The 15805-nt window shown below is 36.0% G+C and carries 15 protein-coding genes; 4 read left to right on the forward strand and 11 right to left on the reverse strand.

Going from position 1 to position 15805, the window contains the following annotated elements:
* Positions 1 to 389 precede the first annotated feature (389 nt).
* The 8 genes from E2636_RS14620 to E2636_RS14655 form a co-directional block, all read right to left on the reverse strand.
* A complete protein-coding gene (locus tag E2636_RS14620; protein ID WP_134210862.1) occupies positions 390 to 899 on the reverse strand; it encodes a GNAT family N-acetyltransferase in 510 nt (169 codons plus the stop codon).
* Between the two features lie 11 nt (positions 900 to 910).
* On the reverse strand, positions 911 to 1939 hold the full coding sequence (locus E2636_RS14625; RefSeq protein WP_134210863.1) for an ABC transporter permease: 1029 nt from the start codon (positions 1937 to 1939) through the stop codon (positions 911 to 913).
* Complete coding sequence (locus tag E2636_RS14630) at positions 1917 to 2657, reverse strand: ABC transporter ATP-binding protein (protein ID WP_134210864.1); 741 nt, start codon at positions 2655 to 2657, stop codon at positions 1917 to 1919. The genes E2636_RS14625 and E2636_RS14630 overlap by 23 nt, the downstream gene beginning before the upstream one ends.
* 18 nt (positions 2658 to 2675) lie before the next feature.
* Positions 2676 to 3350, reverse strand: a complete 675-nt coding sequence (locus tag E2636_RS14635; protein WP_134210865.1) for an SOS response-associated peptidase — start codon at positions 3348 to 3350, stop codon at positions 2676 to 2678.
* Between the two features lie 334 nt (positions 3351 to 3684).
* Positions 3685 to 4299, reverse strand: a complete 615-nt coding sequence (locus E2636_RS14640; RefSeq protein ID WP_134210866.1) for a PH domain-containing protein — start codon at positions 4297 to 4299, stop codon at positions 3685 to 3687.
* A gap of 108 nt (positions 4300 to 4407) precedes the next feature.
* Positions 4408 to 5511 carry a Ger(x)C family spore germination protein gene (locus E2636_RS14645; RefSeq protein ID WP_134210867.1) on the reverse strand — a complete coding sequence of 368 codons (1104 nt, stop codon included), beginning with the start codon at positions 5509 to 5511 and terminating at the stop codon, positions 4408 to 4410.
* Positions 5508 to 6593: a GerAB/ArcD/ProY family transporter gene (locus E2636_RS14650; RefSeq protein WP_134210868.1), complete on the reverse strand. Its 1086-nt coding sequence runs from the start codon at positions 6591 to 6593 to the stop codon at positions 5508 to 5510. The genes E2636_RS14645 and E2636_RS14650 overlap by 4 nt, the downstream gene beginning before the upstream one ends.
* Before the next feature lie 13 nt (positions 6594 to 6606).
* Positions 6607 to 8082: a spore germination protein gene (locus E2636_RS14655; RefSeq protein ID WP_134210869.1), complete on the reverse strand. Its 1476-nt coding sequence runs from the start codon at positions 8080 to 8082 to the stop codon at positions 6607 to 6609.
* 168 nt (positions 8083 to 8250) lie between these two features.
* On the opposite strand from E2636_RS14655, the gene E2636_RS14660 reads away from it, so the two are divergent.
* Complete coding sequence (locus E2636_RS14660; protein WP_134210870.1) at positions 8251 to 9105, forward strand: VOC family protein; 855 nt, start codon at positions 8251 to 8253, stop codon at positions 9103 to 9105.
* A 154-nt stretch (positions 9106 to 9259) separates the two neighbouring features.
* Here the strand turns inward: E2636_RS14660 and E2636_RS14665 are convergent, their stop codons facing one another.
* Positions 9260 to 9766 (reverse strand): GNAT family N-acetyltransferase, encoded by a 507-nt coding sequence (locus E2636_RS14665; protein WP_134210871.1) that lies wholly within the window; start codon positions 9764 to 9766, stop codon positions 9260 to 9262.
* Between the two features lie 254 nt (positions 9767 to 10020).
* Between E2636_RS14665 and E2636_RS14670 the strand changes: the two genes are divergently transcribed.
* Positions 10021 to 11547, forward strand: coding sequence for an MDR family MFS transporter (locus E2636_RS14670; protein ID WP_134210872.1), 1527 nt, complete (start codon positions 10021 to 10023; stop codon positions 11545 to 11547).
* 341 nt (positions 11548 to 11888) lie between these two features.
* Here the strand turns inward: E2636_RS14670 and recQ are convergent, their stop codons facing one another.
* Complete coding sequence (gene recQ / locus E2636_RS14675; RefSeq protein WP_134210873.1) at positions 11889 to 13643, reverse strand: DNA helicase RecQ; 1755 nt, start codon at positions 13641 to 13643, stop codon at positions 11889 to 11891.
* Between the two features lie 54 nt (positions 13644 to 13697).
* Positions 13698 to 14306 (reverse strand): DUF1836 domain-containing protein, encoded by a 609-nt coding sequence (locus E2636_RS14680; protein ID WP_134210874.1) that lies wholly within the window; start codon positions 14304 to 14306, stop codon positions 13698 to 13700.
* A 143-nt stretch (positions 14307 to 14449) separates the two neighbouring features.
* On the opposite strand from E2636_RS14680, the gene trhA reads away from it, so the two are divergent.
* Together trhA and E2636_RS14690 are read left to right on the forward strand one after the other, a co-directional pair.
* On the forward strand, positions 14450 to 15097 hold the full coding sequence (gene trhA, locus E2636_RS14685; RefSeq protein ID WP_134210875.1) for a PAQR family membrane homeostasis protein TrhA: 648 nt from the start codon (positions 14450 to 14452) through the stop codon (positions 15095 to 15097).
* A gap of 120 nt (positions 15098 to 15217) precedes the next feature.
* Positions 15218 to 15748, forward strand: coding sequence for a transporter (locus E2636_RS14690; RefSeq protein WP_134210876.1), 531 nt, complete (start codon positions 15218 to 15220; stop codon positions 15746 to 15748).
* Positions 15749 to 15805: the final 57 nt, after the last annotated feature.

The raw sequence follows: 15805 nt of genomic DNA on the forward strand, positions 1-15805 counted from the left end.
GTGCCAAGCCTCCTCGTCTGGAGCGCAAATCAGCGGTATCATTCTAGAACCTACTCCTTAAAATACCGGGAATACTGGGTTCATGGCAATCTAAATTTATATACTTTCTTATCTTTTAAAAAAGGAGCTGTCCAAAAGTCATAACACATGACTAATGGCAGTTCCTTTTTTATTAGTAAGGTTGATTTCCGTTCCAACGAACTTTCATGTTTCGAATCTAGCGTAGCGATGCAACGCCCTTTCATGATTTGAAGCTAGCAAAGCGATGCAAAGCACTTTCATGTTTCGAAGCTAGCGTAGCGTTGCAGAAACAGAAACAGACACATGTGTTGATTACCCTAGGAAAGGTAGCTGTTTCGCGAAATATCCACAGCAATATTTAACATAGCTTAATATTTTATAGCAAATAATCTAACGTCTTCTAATGTCGAAGCAAACTTAATATTACCTTCTTCTATCATTCCCAATTTAAGCAGTAAATTCGCGGATTTTTCATTATCAAGTGACGTAAATCCTGCGATACGTTGGAACCCTAAAACTTCATTTCCATAAGTCAATGTTGCTTGAGCTGCTTCAAATGCATATCCGCTTCCCCAATACTTTGAACCAATCGCAAAACCTAAATCGACATCTTTTAAGAAATCACGCTGGATTAGACCACATATTCCAATCGGAGTCTCGCTTTCTTTTAGTTCAACTAAGTACAAGCCAATTCCATGTTCTTCATACATGGTCATAGGTCCATCTTGAATGTATTTTTTTGCAGCTTCTACTGTTTGAATTCCTCGATCACCAATATATTTTATCCAATCCGGTTCATTCAAAAGTGACAACATAAACTCAGCGTCATCTGTATTTATTTGCCGAAGAATAAGTCGTTCTGTTTCAAGTATATTCATGTCAATTACCCCTACTCTTTTCGGTGCTTTTTAAGAGCTAAAATATTTAGAACAATAAAGACAATTGCAAAACCAAGAAGGATAAGTAAGTCTGAAAGTATTTCACTTAATCCTGTTCCTTTATACATAATACTCTTCAAAGCGTTTGCTCCATATGAAATTGGCATCACTTTGGAAAGTCCTTGCAATATTTCAGGCATTCCAGCAATCGGAATAATTCCTGTGAAAAATACTTGTGGCACTATCACTAAAGGGATAAATTGAATCATTTGAAATTCTGATGCCGCAAATGATGACAGTAATATCCCTAAACTAAGGGCTACAAGCGCAATTAACCCATTCACGACGAGTACATGCCAAATGGAACCAACTAAGATCATATCTAACACATTAACAGCGTAGACAACAACTATGATGGTTTGAATGATAGCGAATAACCCATAACCGATTAAATAACCAAGGACAATCTCCCACCTTTTGATGGGTGTTGACAATAACCGTTCGAGTGTTCCTGTCATCCGCTCACGTAGCAAGCCAATTCCTGAAATTAAAAAGACAAAGAAAAATACAAAAAAACCAACTAATATCGGGCTTAACACATCAAAGAAAGTTGTATCGTCACTGCCATATATATAGCTCGTGTCCATTCCAGTCTTAGCCATTTCGGATGATGAACTACCCATTGCTTGTTGAATTTTGGCTAGTAACATTTTAGAACGAGATGGATCCGTATTTTCAAGTGTTAACGTTACTTTTCCTGCATCAAATAAGAGATAACCATCTAATTCATCTTCAATAATGACAGTTTCTATATCACCTTTTACTTTAATAGAAACGACGTCAATGCCAACCTTCTCTAATTGTGCAACCAACTCATCAGATACATTTTTTACCCCCAATACTGAAGGTACTTCATTGCTGGTAAATAAAAAATACATAAGCGTTAAAATAAGTAATGGTGCCACAAATAGTAATGCAAGCGTTCGCTTATCTCGCACAAGTTGCAAGACAATCCGTTTAACGAGAGCTGTGATTCGCATTTGCTTGCCCTCCCGCTTGTAAAAAGACATCTTCCAAATTAATTACTTGATACTGGTCTTTTAATGCTTGTGGTGAACCCTTTGTAATGACACGTCCTTCTCTAATCATAGCAAGGACATCACATTTTTCAGCTTCGTCCATAACATGTGTAGTCATAACAATTGTTTTTTGTTCTTCATTTTTCAATCTGATAAGTTCTTGCCATATGGATCTTCGTAACTCCGGGTCAATCCCTACAGTCGGCTCGTCGAGTATTAATATTTGCGGATTTTGAATAAGTGCTATCGCTAAAGATAACCGGCGTTTCATACCTCCTGAATACTTACCAACTTTCTTCTTCAATTCATTTTCCAATTGAACAATTTGGGTAACATACGCTATTCGCTCATTACGCTCAGCTTTCTTCATCAAAAACATAGAAGCAAAAAAAGATAAGTTTTCATAACCAGTTAAGTCTTCATACAATGCATCCGATTGTGCCATATAACCAATTTGTTGGAGCAATCTAAGATTTGGTACTTTTTGATGTAACATTTCAATTGCTCCTGAAGAAGGTACATCCATGCCCATTATGAGTTTAATAAGCGTTGTTTTTCCAGATCCAGAAGGACCTATGAGACCAACAATTTGACCTTGGTCTGCAGTAAAGTGTATGTTCGTAAGAATTTGTTGCTTGCCGTAAGATTTGCTCACATTGTTTACACGTAAAACCTGCACATTTTTACCCTCTTCCGTCTATTCCGCGACTCTTACAATTAACTCAGGATCGTTATTTTTTGGTGAATTTACTTTGTCAGACACTTCGTATGCTTCAAGTAACCCGTCTTCTAAAGGTACCATAAAGCGCTTTAAGTCATCTCCATTTTTTACTGTAGGATTTAACCAATTGTACTCATCTTGTTGTTTAAGAATGACGGGCATCCGGTCATGAATGGTTGACATCAAATCATTAGGCTCAGTTGTTAAAATAGTACATGTGTGAACGAGCTTGCCATTAGGAGTCTTCCAAGATTCCCATAACCCAGCCATCGCAAAAAGCTCATTATTTTTCATTTTAATTCGCATTGGAACTTTTCGTTCATCTGTTCGTTTCCACTCATAAAACGAATCGGCAACAATAAGGCATCTTTTGTTCTTTAACGCGTTTCGAAAACTGGGTTTTTCATGCACAGTTTCTGATCTTGCATTAATCATTTTATAGCCAATTTTCTCGTCTTTTGCCCACGGTGGAATAAGGCCCCATTTTAAAAAGCCTAGACGGTTTTTCGATCCATCATTGATCACTGAAAGGACCATTTGAGAAGGGGCAATATTATAGCTTTCTTCATAATCATCAGCATCGAACGAGGCTTGACCAAACCGTTCTTCAATTTCCTGAAAATTAGCAAACAAACTAAAGCGTCCACACATGTTTATTCCTCCACTCTTTCTATAAGAATCAATTCGTTACAGTTAACTGATTTCCTTTTTTATTGCGTGAATTTTCTCAGTAAAAAGACATCATTTAAATAAAGTACTAAATAGATAGAGATGCTTTATTTACTAAACATATTCGACATTTCGATTTTTGTACAACCAGTAGGACTATTCCGACAACCTGGAAGGTCAATCTGTCTACCTGGCACGTCCTAACGTCAACCTGGAGCAACAAACCGTCATCTACAGCCATATAATCTAACTAATTTCATAAAAAAGCCGCCCCACTCTGTAAAAAGTAGGACGGTTAGTATGATTTTTAAGTTAATTATTGATTAATATAGAGCTCAAATACGTCTTTGAAATCTTTTTTTGCATATTTCAATCGACTTTCGTTCATCCAATTATTTGCGAAACGTGTAATTTCTTCAAATGATTTAGCGGGGGTAACTTCGTCGTTACCTAGATGGCCCATTGATTGAGAAGCGTATGACAAGCTATTCTCTGCAATAGTGTATTTTTTCTCATTGTCTTTTACTTCAAGAGATATCGCAAATAGCACTTTATACAAATCTTTAATTTCAGTTAAAAATCGTTTGTGAATATCTACAGATAGTGGTATATTGCCAATTGTAAATTTAATTTCCACATCTAAGTCGATTGTTCCAGCTGTCTCTAGCTCAACATTTGTAATGGGTGAATACGCATATTCATAGCGTTTAAGTGTGCGTTTCTTGCTAATCGCATTTGCTCCATCTACATGGATTAAAGCCTTATTCGTGAAGCAATATTCATCAGCTTTAGTTTTAATTAAGAAGAAAATTTCTTCCCCCGATTCATGCATGACAAAATCGTCGGACTCTGTTTTATCAAAATCCGCTTTTGGTACAACAATACCAATTTCTGATAAACCAAATACTTCAGCTGCTAACTTCTTAAACATTTGTTTTCCTCCTAAAATTTACACGTCAACTAATAATACGATTTATAGCATAGGAAGTTCCAAGTTTTCAGAAGATATAAATCTTGACGTTAGTTTAGATTTCTTAAATTATTTTTTTATCGTTCCTGTTGTCTCTAAGTCCGATTTAACTTCAATTTCAAATTCTACTTTAGACAACAACTCATCCCTCAAATCCCTTGTGAAATCTTTTTTATACCGCATCCGAAAAGATTCAAAAAGACCTACAGGATCTATCGATAATTCTTGAAATTTTTCAAGCAATTTCCGTACGTCATCTTCAATTTTTTTATTGAGCCCTTTTTCAATTTCAGCCAATTCTTTTTTATCGCTCAAATCTTTTTCACCTTCATATTCACTTAGTGTGCCATTAACTGTTATAGCAATCTTTACCTTCGGAGATTTAAAGTCTTGATTAGACGTGATTTTAGCTTTATGTTTAATGAATTTCAAAAATATTTTTTCTTTTTTGGAATCTCCTATCTCTTGTTGTAAGACTAAAACGGAAAGTGCATCTTGTTTTTGCATTATTTGTAAGTTAATCCCTTCATCCTCACTAAACATATGGATCATTTCTTTTTCTTTAAACGCAGATACTCCCACTATATTAATTAATTCTTCTTTTAATTCAACATAGGGTACTAGTCCATCTATTAAAGGATTGTATGTATCATGGATAAAGCCATGTATTGTTACCAATGGACTATATAAAGTAGATTGTCTGTGCTGGAAAAAATTATTAATGTATACACTGGTATTTTGTTTATCTGGATATTCAGTTGTCAGTACTGCTTCTGCCGAGTCTTTAACAACAACCAGATGTGTAAGTGTTCTCACAGTTGCATCATTATATAAATGTTTCACTACTTCTCTCATTTTTCCTGACTCAGCAAATTCTTCACTAAAAAAGACTACCCGTACTTGCTTTAACGTAACGGTTAAATCTGACTTTGACGAAATCTCAAGTAGCCCAGTATCTATCAAATCTGTTTCGACTGAATAAATCTGTGTATTCTTCTCGGCTTCAGGATCAGACTGAGGAATACTAGCCGTCATTTTCATCTTGTTGTTATCAACAAAATCAAAGGCAAGGACAGTAATCAACCCTATTTCTTCTAATGCAGGTTGCGTAATATTTGTACAACCGCTTAGGAAAAGAGAAGAAACAAACATACAAATTATACTCTTTTTCATTTGACTACCCCTTTTTTCTCTTTTCTCAAAAAATGAATCATGCATAAAAATACTGGCCATAAAATTATTCCATAGCTGACATAGAAGATATTTTCATGCAATGTCTTTTTAATTGTTTGAGAAAAAGGCAGACTGATTAATACATAAACACATACAGCCGTAAAGTAAATGTGATACTGACTATTTTTAGCACGAACAGATTCTATGCCTTTCTTTACCACCCATATATAAGCACTAATTGTCGATAAAATTAAAAACACCCAAATAGTGATACCAATTGTATCGATTCTTTCTACAAAGGAGAGTCTGACTGCTTGAAATAATTCAAGCACCGGGTAGAACATATGTTTAAGTTGCCACTCAGAAAAATACATCACCGCCACAACTGAAGTCATGAAATATATTAAGACTGTTATCCAAATACCCAAAGAGGCTTGCTTAAATACTTTTTTTTGATTAATAATATAAGGAAAGTACACCAAAATAAGTTCATAGCCAACCATTGAACTATAGCCGAGTTTAGTAGCTTCCAAAAATTCAGAAATTGAGAAGTTAAACAGTGGCAATAAATGACTGATTTCTCCTTCTACGTAACCCCACCTTAAGAAGTAAACGAGTCCAATCGTAAAAAAAAAGGTGAAGATGCAAAACCTCGCAACTGACTTAATACCCCCATTTACAATAAGTACTGCTAATAGCAAGATAAAAAATGAATGGAAAAGATTTGACCGGTCAGGTAGTATGGCAATTTGAATAAGGTCTAAATAGTTTTGAAGGACTGAAGCAATTACTAGAACCACATAGACAATTAATAAAATATTTAACAGTTTCCCGATTTTTTTTCCAAGTAATTTTTCGTGTATATCAAACAAGTCATCTTCTTTATATTGTAAGGCGAGCCAAACCATTGGAATGAGCGTAATATTAGCAAGAACACCAAAAAAAAGTGGAATCCACCATTGACTATAGCCTAATGGGCTTACTACTTGATTAAAGGACAATAAACCCATGCCAATCATGACATTCTGAACCAAAAAAACTACATGATAGCCATTTAATACTTTCTTTTTAGTTACATCCACTTCTTTCACCTGCCTATTTAGAATCTAATTTCACCTGTTTAGCTCTAGATATCCCTTTTCTTTTTTTAATATACACCATGGGAAAACGAATGAGTTGGTCATACAAATCTGACCATGCTCTTGGAATGACTGGTGACATATATGGAGTCCCTAATGATGTTAAATTCAATAAATGATTAAATAACCAAACAAAAGCAATCATTTGACCAAGTAATCCAAATAACCCTGCCGCTAATATAAAAAGATAGCGAACAACTCGGCTCGCATTACTCATAAGAAAGGTGGGTAATAAAAATGACAGCAACGCAGAAGTTGCGACAAGAACAATCAATGTATTACTGACAAGTCCAGCTTCAACTGCTGCAGTGCCGATAACAATACCCCCAACAATACCAATCGTTTGACCAATTTTCGTAGGCATTCGGGACCCAGCTTCTCTTAAGACTTCAATGACGAGTTCGATAAAAAGCACTTCGATTACAGGTGGAAATGGCACACCACTTCTTGATTCTTCCAATACCATTAATATTTCAAAAGGAAGAATTCCTTGATGATAAGAAAGTGCTGAAATATAAAGAGGTGTTAGCATAATGGTAATGAAAAAACCCGCAAATCGTATCATCCTTAAGAGCGAAGATGTTCCCCATCTATTGTAATAGTCTTCAGGAGACTTAAACATTTCAAAAAATGAGTATGGACAAATCATTACGCTCTGACTATTTTCCATGACAACGATAATACGACCGTCTAATAAATAATTAGACGCAGAATCAGGTCTTGATGTCATACCTATATGAGGAAATATTGAAAAGGGCTTATCTTCAATTAACTGAGTTAGTATCGTGATGTCTATAAAATTATCATAGTCAATTTCATTTATTCGTTGCTCAAGACGTTGAAGATTTTCATTGTTAACAAGATGTTCGATATACATGATTGATATTTTCGTATTCGTTTCTTTTCCTATAATACGATCCTTACTTTTCAAACCTGGTTGATGAATTCTTCTTTTTATTAATGATAAATTGATTTTCAAAGACTCTGTAAATGAATCTTGAGGACCAACGACTGTCGATTCAATTTCTGAAGACATGATGGAGCGATGTGGTGGACTATATGTGTTAGCTTTTAAAAAGTGTTGCTCATTATGGAAATAAATGAGAGTATTTCCTTCAGTAATCACCATCAGCGTATCATGAAGATTAGTGTTATCGAGTTTTTCATATGCTTCAATGATTTGATCATCATTACTTACAATTGGTGAAACAACGGTTTTATGTAAAACCAAGGAATCAATTAGAGAATTTAAATATATAAGGGTCACAGGTCCTCTTGCTGTTTGGTACTCTTTATAAACTGCATCATCTATATTTTCTAGGGCATTTTTAATATTACTAATAGTGACTTTACCGGTATTTGACGTAGCATGATTAGGTGATTTTTCCTTACTATTTTCAACCAATTTTTTTGAACGTTTCCATATTTTCACTCGCTCACTTCCCTTGGAGTTGAAGGCTATTGTATTACCTGAGTCTCTCCCTAACACATAAAATATATACGTTTAAACTCTTCCCTTGACATGTGTACTATACTAATTTAAAATAACTTACATAAAGTAACTTAGTTTTAAAAAGTAACTTAAAAGGAGTTCTGTCATATGTTATTTCATCAACAGCCTACTACTTACCCAAAGCATGTGCATTTAATGGTTAAGAACTTATCAAGTGCAACCAATTTTTACGAACAAATTTTAGGTCTTCATATTCTGGAGCAAACTTCTTCTATTGTGAAGTTTACCGCTAATAGACAGGACGCTATTTTGACAATTGAAGAAACAATCGCTCCCAAAAATCACGTACCAAATGCAGCAGGCCTCTATCATATGGCTTTTTTAGTTCCTTCTAAGGAAGAACTAGGATCAGTTTTCAATCATATTCGTAGCTCTGGATATCCCTTTAGCGGTGCTTCTGATCATATGGTGAGTGAAGCATTGTATTTACATGACGTGGATGGAAATGGCATTGAACTTTATTATGACCGCAGTCCTGAAGTGTGGAATTGGCAAAATAGCCAAGTAGAAATGACCATAGATCCTCTTGATATTAAGAGTTTAGTGGAAAGTGCAGAACAAACAGTATGGAGTGGCATGCCCCCAGGAACAGTGATGGGTCATGTACATCTTAGTGTTGCCAATTTAGCTGAAGCAGAATCTTTTTATGTACAAGGACTAGGCTTTGATATAGTCAATCGTTATGGTACTCAAGCATTATTTATCTCTTCAAATGGTTACCATCATCATATTGCACTTAATATTTGGGGACATCCTTCCTCAATTGAACGTGATGAACATACACTTGGCTTGAAAAATTATTCAATTGTTTATCCTAGTGAAGAAGCTAGAGAAATTGTCGTTTTGAGATTAAAAGAAATGGATGTATCTGTATCTAAATTAAATGGATATGTTAGCGCGATAGACCCATCAGGAATTGATGTTCAATTGTTGATTGAATAAAACTTACTTAATGAATTTTTCAACAACAGAAAAGCCAAGCAATGTTTTAAAACGTTGCTTGGCTTTTTATACATATAGAGTTAACAATTCAATAACTTTTAACTTGTATTGCTCATTTAACTTCTAGCATTCCGGATCTCTTAATCTTGTCAATTCATTTAATAGATAATTGGTATGATTTTACAATAATTCCGTCATTGGCAGGTTCAAAATCAAACTGGGGCATCCGCACAAAGCCCATACGTTCATAAAGATGCATAGCAGATTTCATGAAATCTGCCGTATGTAAGCCTATACCGTGTAAACCTTTTACTTTTGTTCGATGAATACATTCTTTTATTAAGGCTTCAGCAACTCCTTTGCCCCTACTCCCTTGATTGACTGCGAGCATTCTTATTTCAGGATACTCTAACATATCGACTAGACCTTTGTAAGCATCCGATTTCGCAGGAAACAGTGCAACACTTCCTATTATATTTCCATTTAATTCAGCAACTAGAAGTTCAACATCCATATCTTCATCAGTATCTGATAATATGGCTTCTTTCAATGTATCCCAATGCCCTTGAGGGATCCTTCGTGCATGTTCTTCATATGCTTTAACTCGTTGCTCTCGAATCATTTCTACTTCATAACTTAAAGCCTCTCGGATCTTCACCATTACAACAACCCCTCTCTTTTTTCCCTGTGATATTAATTTTACGTTTGTTTATATATTAAAGATGACTGTCTGTTGAAGCAAGGAATCCATTCTCATAATATATTCCATTAGTGATTAATTATTTTAATACAATCTAACTATTCATATTCTCTACTTACACCTACAAATTGAAATTTCTCTTTTTTGAACTCTATTGCTATACTATTTTTAACTGATTTACTTAGTATAGTGTCAATATTAGAGGAGTTTTTACAATGGTAGAAAAAACAAATTTACGTCTCGTTTTAGCTGGACTGCTGTTAGCGATACTGATGGCAGCCATGGATAGTACAATTGTGGCGACAGCACTAGGATCAATTTTGGCTGACTTGGGTGGCGTTGAGAGTTATGTTTGGATTACGTCAGCTTATGCTGTAGCCGTATTAGCAGGTATGCCAATTTTCGGGAAGTTATCAGATATGTATGGACGTAAACGATTTTTCGTCTTTGGACTGACGATTTTCTTATTCGGTTCAGCCTTATGTGGAATTGCACAGTCTGTTCCTCAATTAGCAGTATTCCGTGCGATTCAAGGGATTGGTGGAGGAGCTTTATTGCCAATCGCCTTTACGATTGTTTTCGATGTATTCCCACCTGAAAAACGCGGGAAAATGACGGGGCTTTTAGGTGCAGTTTTTGGAGCATCTAGTGTGCTCGGACCTCTACTCGGGGCTTTTATCACAGACACGATCAGTTGGAACTGGGTATTTTATATTAATATTCCGATTGGACTTGCTGCCCTTATACTAATTTTACGTTTTTATAAAGAAACTACGCAGCCTAAAAAACAAAAAATTGATTGGCTTGGTGCCTTCTCACTCATTACAGCGGTTGTCAGTTTAATGTTTGGTCTCCAATTTGGTGGGAAAGAATTTGCTTGGAGTTCTTGGCAAAGCATTGCGTTATTTTCAACTTTTGCTGTGTTCTGTACACTCTTTTTATGGGCAGAAACTAGAGCTAGCGAACCAATCATATCGTTTTGGATGTTTAAAAATCGACTATTTGCTTCCTCACAAGTGTTGGCTTTAATATATGGTGCTACCTTTGTCGGATTAACCATTTTTATTCCTATTTTTGTGCAAGCAGTCTACGGTGGTTCTGCTACAAATGCTGGAGTCATTTTAATACCGATGTTGCTCGGATCAGTAGTCGGTAGTGCATTTGCCGGATTTGCTCAATCAAAAATGACGTATCAACGAATCATGACGATTTCTGTAATTGCATATGCAATTGGTATGGGGCTTATGGCAACCATTTCTCCTGAAACTAGCAGATATTTGTTAACTTTGTATATGATGACTGTTGGGTTTGGTGTAGGATTTTCATTCTCTCTACTTCCCTCTGCTAGTGTACACAAAATGGATTACCGTCATCGTGGATCTGCCAATTCGACTAATTCTTTCTTTCGTACACTCGGACTGGCACTCGGAATTACAATTTTCGGGGCAATTCAAACCAAATTATTAACCACTGAAATTACTGACAAGCTAGATGGTTCAGGTCAAGATGCTACTAATACAATTGAAAACTTGCAAACAGTTTTCCAACCCGAACAACGGGCATCTATTCCAACTGATGTTTTAGATGTAATCGTTAATGCTATGTCGAACTCAATATCAACTACTTTCTTATGGTCTCTTATTCCAATTTCCATAGCGTTTATCGCAGTATACTATATGGGCAATGAACGATTAGAAGTAAAGAAGAAGAACGATGATATTACAGTAAAAACTGATAAATAAATTTGAGTAAAAACTGCCCCTCTCGTCATGAGAAGGGCAGTTTTTTATGGTTCTTTGTCAAATGACGTTGGTGAAGAATTTTAGTCGGCTATAAATGATTTATTTATTTATTTGTCGTGGGACTGTCCAGAAGAGCATTTAATGTTTCTTGCGACGAGGAGGCTCACCGCACGCCCCACGGAACGCGTTCGCTCGGAACGGAGATCAGCGTGTATCAGGCTTTTTTAGTTTCATAGATATTTATAAAAAAAATGACATTAGTGATTCCATCCCTTTCTCCTGTTTTATAGAAAAAGGGATTTTATTTCACCAACGTCATATATTGTACAACCTTTTAAATTTCATTGGTTTATGGCTTCTAAAAAGGCTTCTCCATATTTCTGTAGTTTATTAGCACCAACGCCGCTCACTTCTAAGAAGTCTTCATTAGATTTCGGTCGTTTAGCACACATATCTTTCAATGTTTTATCAGAGAATATAACAAATGGTGGAACATTTGATTCGTCTGCTAATTGTTTACGAAGCACACGAAGTTCTTCAAATAACGGGTCGTTATCTCCAATCTGTTGTGTAACAATAGCTCCTTTACGCAGTACTTTTCGATTTCCTTTTAACACGTCTTTACTCAGTTCTGTTACGTAAATTGTTGGAAATGAGCCCTGTTTAACAGCTAACATGTCTTGAGAAATCATAAATTCTATTAAATTTGCAACTTCTTTGGCATTGTAGTGTTTTAAAATGCTGTAAGTTGATAATTTATGGAATCCTAATTCAACCACTTTTTTATTTTGAGAGCCTGTCAGCACTTGGGCTATCAGTAACTTACCGAACTTTTGCCCCATTCGAATGACACATGAAAGGACCATTTGCACATCTTGAGTGACATCTTTACTTTCACGTTGATCTGTACAATTGCTACAATGCCCACAAATGTCGATATGGGTGTCTCCAAAATAATGAATGATAAATTGTTGCAAGCAATTTTCTGTATGACAATAATCGACCATTCCTTGCAATTTAATTAGTTCTCCAGGAATTCGACTCGGATCTTGTGCTTGGTCAATTAAGAAGCGCTGAGTTTGAACGTCTTGAGATGCATAGAGCACAATACAGGCACTCGGCAATCCATCTCGCCCGGCACGACCTGCTTCTTGATAATAGCTCTCCATGTTTTTGGGTAATTGATAATGAATGACATATCGAATGTTCGATTTATCAATCCCCATTCCAAAAGCATTCGTCGCTACCATCACTTGAACCTCGTCTTTTAAGAACCGATCTTGCTCGTAACTTCGGTCTTCATCCATCATCCCACCATGATATTTCGCAACACTTATGCCACGTTTATTAAGCACTTCATATATATGATTCACTGTTTTCCGTGTTGCTGCATAAATAATACCTGATTCATTTTCATTCTTCATCACATAGTCTTTAACGAACTTTTCACGATCTTGTCCACTTGCGACGGAGAACGTTAAGTTCGGCCGTTCAAATCCAGTCATCACTGTATTTTCTTCAGCAATATTGAGGATTCGACAAATATCTTCGCGTACTTGGGGAGTTGCAGTTGCAGTTAACGCTAATACAGTTGGTGTATTTGGAAAAAGCTCTGTCATTCGACTAATCAAGCGATAACTTGGACGGAAGTCATGACCCCATTGAGAGATACAATGCGCTTCATCTATGGCAATAAGTGGAACTGGAATTTTACGGAGTTCATTTAAAAATACTTGAGAATCCAAACGCTCTGGAGCAATATATAGAAGTTTGACAGCACCACGCTCAACATCGTACATGACGTCACGCACTTCTTTATGACTCAGTGAGCTATTTATATAGGCCGCATGAATGCCCGCTTCTAGTAATGTATCAACCTGATCTTTCATTAAAGAGATTAATGGGGAAACGACAATCGTGGTGCCTTCTAAAACAAGTGCAGGAATTTGATAACAAATGGATTTCCCGCCCCCCGTTGGCATAACACAGATGGAATTATCTCCATTTAGCACCTGATTGATTACTTGTTCTTGTCCGGTCCTAAATGTCTCGTAACCAAAATATGTTTGTAAATACTTTCTTGCTTGGTCTAACAAATGCGTCACTCCTTCTATAGTGCAGATTGAAAGTGTCAGCCACTTTTTTATGTGTTACTTTTTCTTATTAGTTTGGATGTCAGGCATCGGGTTCGTTTCTTCATTTAATTCGTCAATTAATAGTTCAGCTGCTTTGCGATAAGAGTTACTGATATTGACCAGTGAAGTGATCAGGAGAATTTTCTCTACCTTCTCCGCATCGAGATCTTTCAATTTATTCACTTCGTCGTGAACGTCATTTGCTCGCTTTTGAAATTCCTGTTCAAAGTCTAATGCATTACTTTGTTGAATTGCAAGAAAGCTAGTATAAAATTTTTCTAGTTCAAAGTCTTCGTTTATTAATTTGTTATTTATACTAGCTAGAGTTGCTTTGATGTCGTTAATGGACAAAGCGCCTTTTAGTTGATACACCAAACTGATTAAGATGAGATGCTTCTTCGAATACTTTTTGTTTTTTATAGGAATGAATAGTTTTCCTTTAGCATAGTTGTTAATCATCGTTTTTGTTAAAACTTTTTCCTCGTCATTGCGCTTCGTGTTTTTGAAGGTGTGATCGAATAATTGAATTACTTGATCCATATATAAGTCAATATCAGGCATCTCCTGAAGTAAAATATTTGTTTCAAGAGAAAGTTTATTGAGAAGTTGCTGTGTATTATCCATGTAACATCCCTCTATTTTCATTTACGTTTAATAGTACTAGTTTAACGTAAAAAACAGCAATCGTAAACGTTGACTAGATGACGATATAGATATACCATTACAAGTAGTATCAATAACTACTTATAAACATGGAGGTATTTTAAATGAATACATATATACGAGAACCCTTTAATGCATTATCACATTTAGCAGGTGCTGTTCTTTCTGTTGTCGCTTTAATTGCCATGGTTCTTAAAGGTTCAACTAATGATTCACCTGTATTACATTTGATTGCAGTTATCATTTTTGGTATCAGTATGATTTTATTGTACTCAACTTCTGCTATGTATCACATGGTTCTAGCAAAAGATCATGTCATTGCTTTTTTAAGAAGACTTGATCATTCTATGATATTTTTATTAATTGCCGGGTCATATGCTCCATTTTGCTTAATTGCACTAAAAGGATCCACTGGCATTGTATTATTCTTAGTTGTTGCCGCCATTGCAATTGCAGGCATTACATTTAAAATGGTGTGGTTTAATTCTCCCAGATGGCTCTCTACTGCACTCTATATTGGAATGGGTTGGATTATCGTTTTCCTAGCTTCTCCACTATCAGATACATTAAGTATACCTGGATTATCGTTACTTATTTTAGGCGGTATCATGTATACAATTGGAGGCATCATTTACGGAATAAAACCAAAATTTCTTCAATCTAAGTATCTAGGTTTCCATGAAATATTTCACATCTTTATACTGCTCGGAACCCTTTCACATTTCTTATGTGTGTATTACTACGTTCTTTAATCGAAATGATTGATCTGAAGTAGACAATTTCTTCTTTTTAGATGTTTTAATTGGTACCCAAACTATTTTCAGATAAAGTCATATACTAAATTGAATACAGTTTAAAGGAGGTACCCATTTTTGGTTAATCAGTTTTTTCCATTTCTACCCGATGATGACACGCCGGACTTTGATAGTCCTAACTTTTTCGGACAAAGAGGACCAGGTTTTGGAAACCCAAACTTTCCTGGACAAGGAGGGCCAGGCTTTGGAATTCCTAGTTTCCCTGGACAAATGAGACCACCTGGCTTCCCTGGGCAAGGACCACCATCCGGATTCCCTGGACAGGGACCACCACCTGGTTTCCCTGGACAAGGAAGACCACCTGGAGGTCAGTCTTCTTCTGGACCACCGACTGGACCACCTCCATCTTTTGTTCCACAACAACCAGCTGAAGCTAGAGGTGGAGCACAGATTTTTGCTGTAGATCCCGGCGCCATTAGAGGTTGTTTGTTCCGCTTTACGTATGTATGGTTAAGAAACGGTCGGTCTTTCTGGTTTTACCCCACTTACGTTGGTAGACAATCTATCGCTGGTTTTAGATGGAATGGCCGTAGATGGAATTATTATGGAACAGATTTAAACAGAATTACATCTTTTCAATGCTTTTAAGTCATCACTTTTTAGAATAAGGAAAAAGGCCGTTTTAAAAGTCATCAGTGACTTTTA

This window comes from Paenisporosarcina antarctica (genome assembly GCF_004367585.1).
Taxonomy (GTDB): domain Bacteria; phylum Bacillota; class Bacilli; order Bacillales_A; family Planococcaceae; genus Paenisporosarcina; species Paenisporosarcina antarctica.

Bases quoted from the DNA above. Each gene is read 5' to 3' on its own strand.
- E2636_RS14635 (WP_134210865.1), bottom strand. From the start codon at position 3,350: ATGTGTGGACGCTTTAGTTTGTTTGCTAATTTTCAGGAAATTGAAGAA.
- E2636_RS14640 (WP_134210866.1), bottom strand. From the start codon at position 4,299: ATGTTTAAGAAGTTAGCAGCTGAAGTATTTGGTTTATCAGAAATTGGT.
- E2636_RS14670 (WP_134210872.1), top strand. From the start codon at position 10,021: ATGGTAGAAAAAACAAATTTACGTCTCGTTTTAGCTGGACTGCTGTTA.
- E2636_RS14665 (WP_134210871.1), bottom strand. From the start codon at position 9,766: ATGGTGAAGATCCGAGAGGCTTTAAGTTATGAAGTAGAAATGATTCGA.
- E2636_RS14645 (WP_134210867.1), bottom strand. From the start codon at position 5,511: ATGAAAAAGAGTATAATTTGTATGTTTGTTTCTTCTCTTTTCCTAAGC.
- trhA (WP_134210875.1), top strand. From the start codon at position 14,450: ATGAATACATATATACGAGAACCCTTTAATGCATTATCACATTTAGCA.
- E2636_RS14620 (WP_134210862.1), bottom strand. From the start codon at position 899: ATGAATATACTTGAAACAGAACGACTTATTCTTCGGCAAATAAATACA.
- E2636_RS14625 (WP_134210863.1), bottom strand. From the start codon at position 1,939: ATGCGAATCACAGCTCTCGTTAAACGGATTGTCTTGCAACTTGTGCGA.
- E2636_RS14660 (WP_134210870.1), top strand. From the start codon at position 8,251: ATGTTATTTCATCAACAGCCTACTACTTACCCAAAGCATGTGCATTTA.
- E2636_RS14680 (WP_134210874.1), bottom strand. From the start codon at position 14,306: ATGGATAATACACAGCAACTTCTCAATAAACTTTCTCTTGAAACAAAT.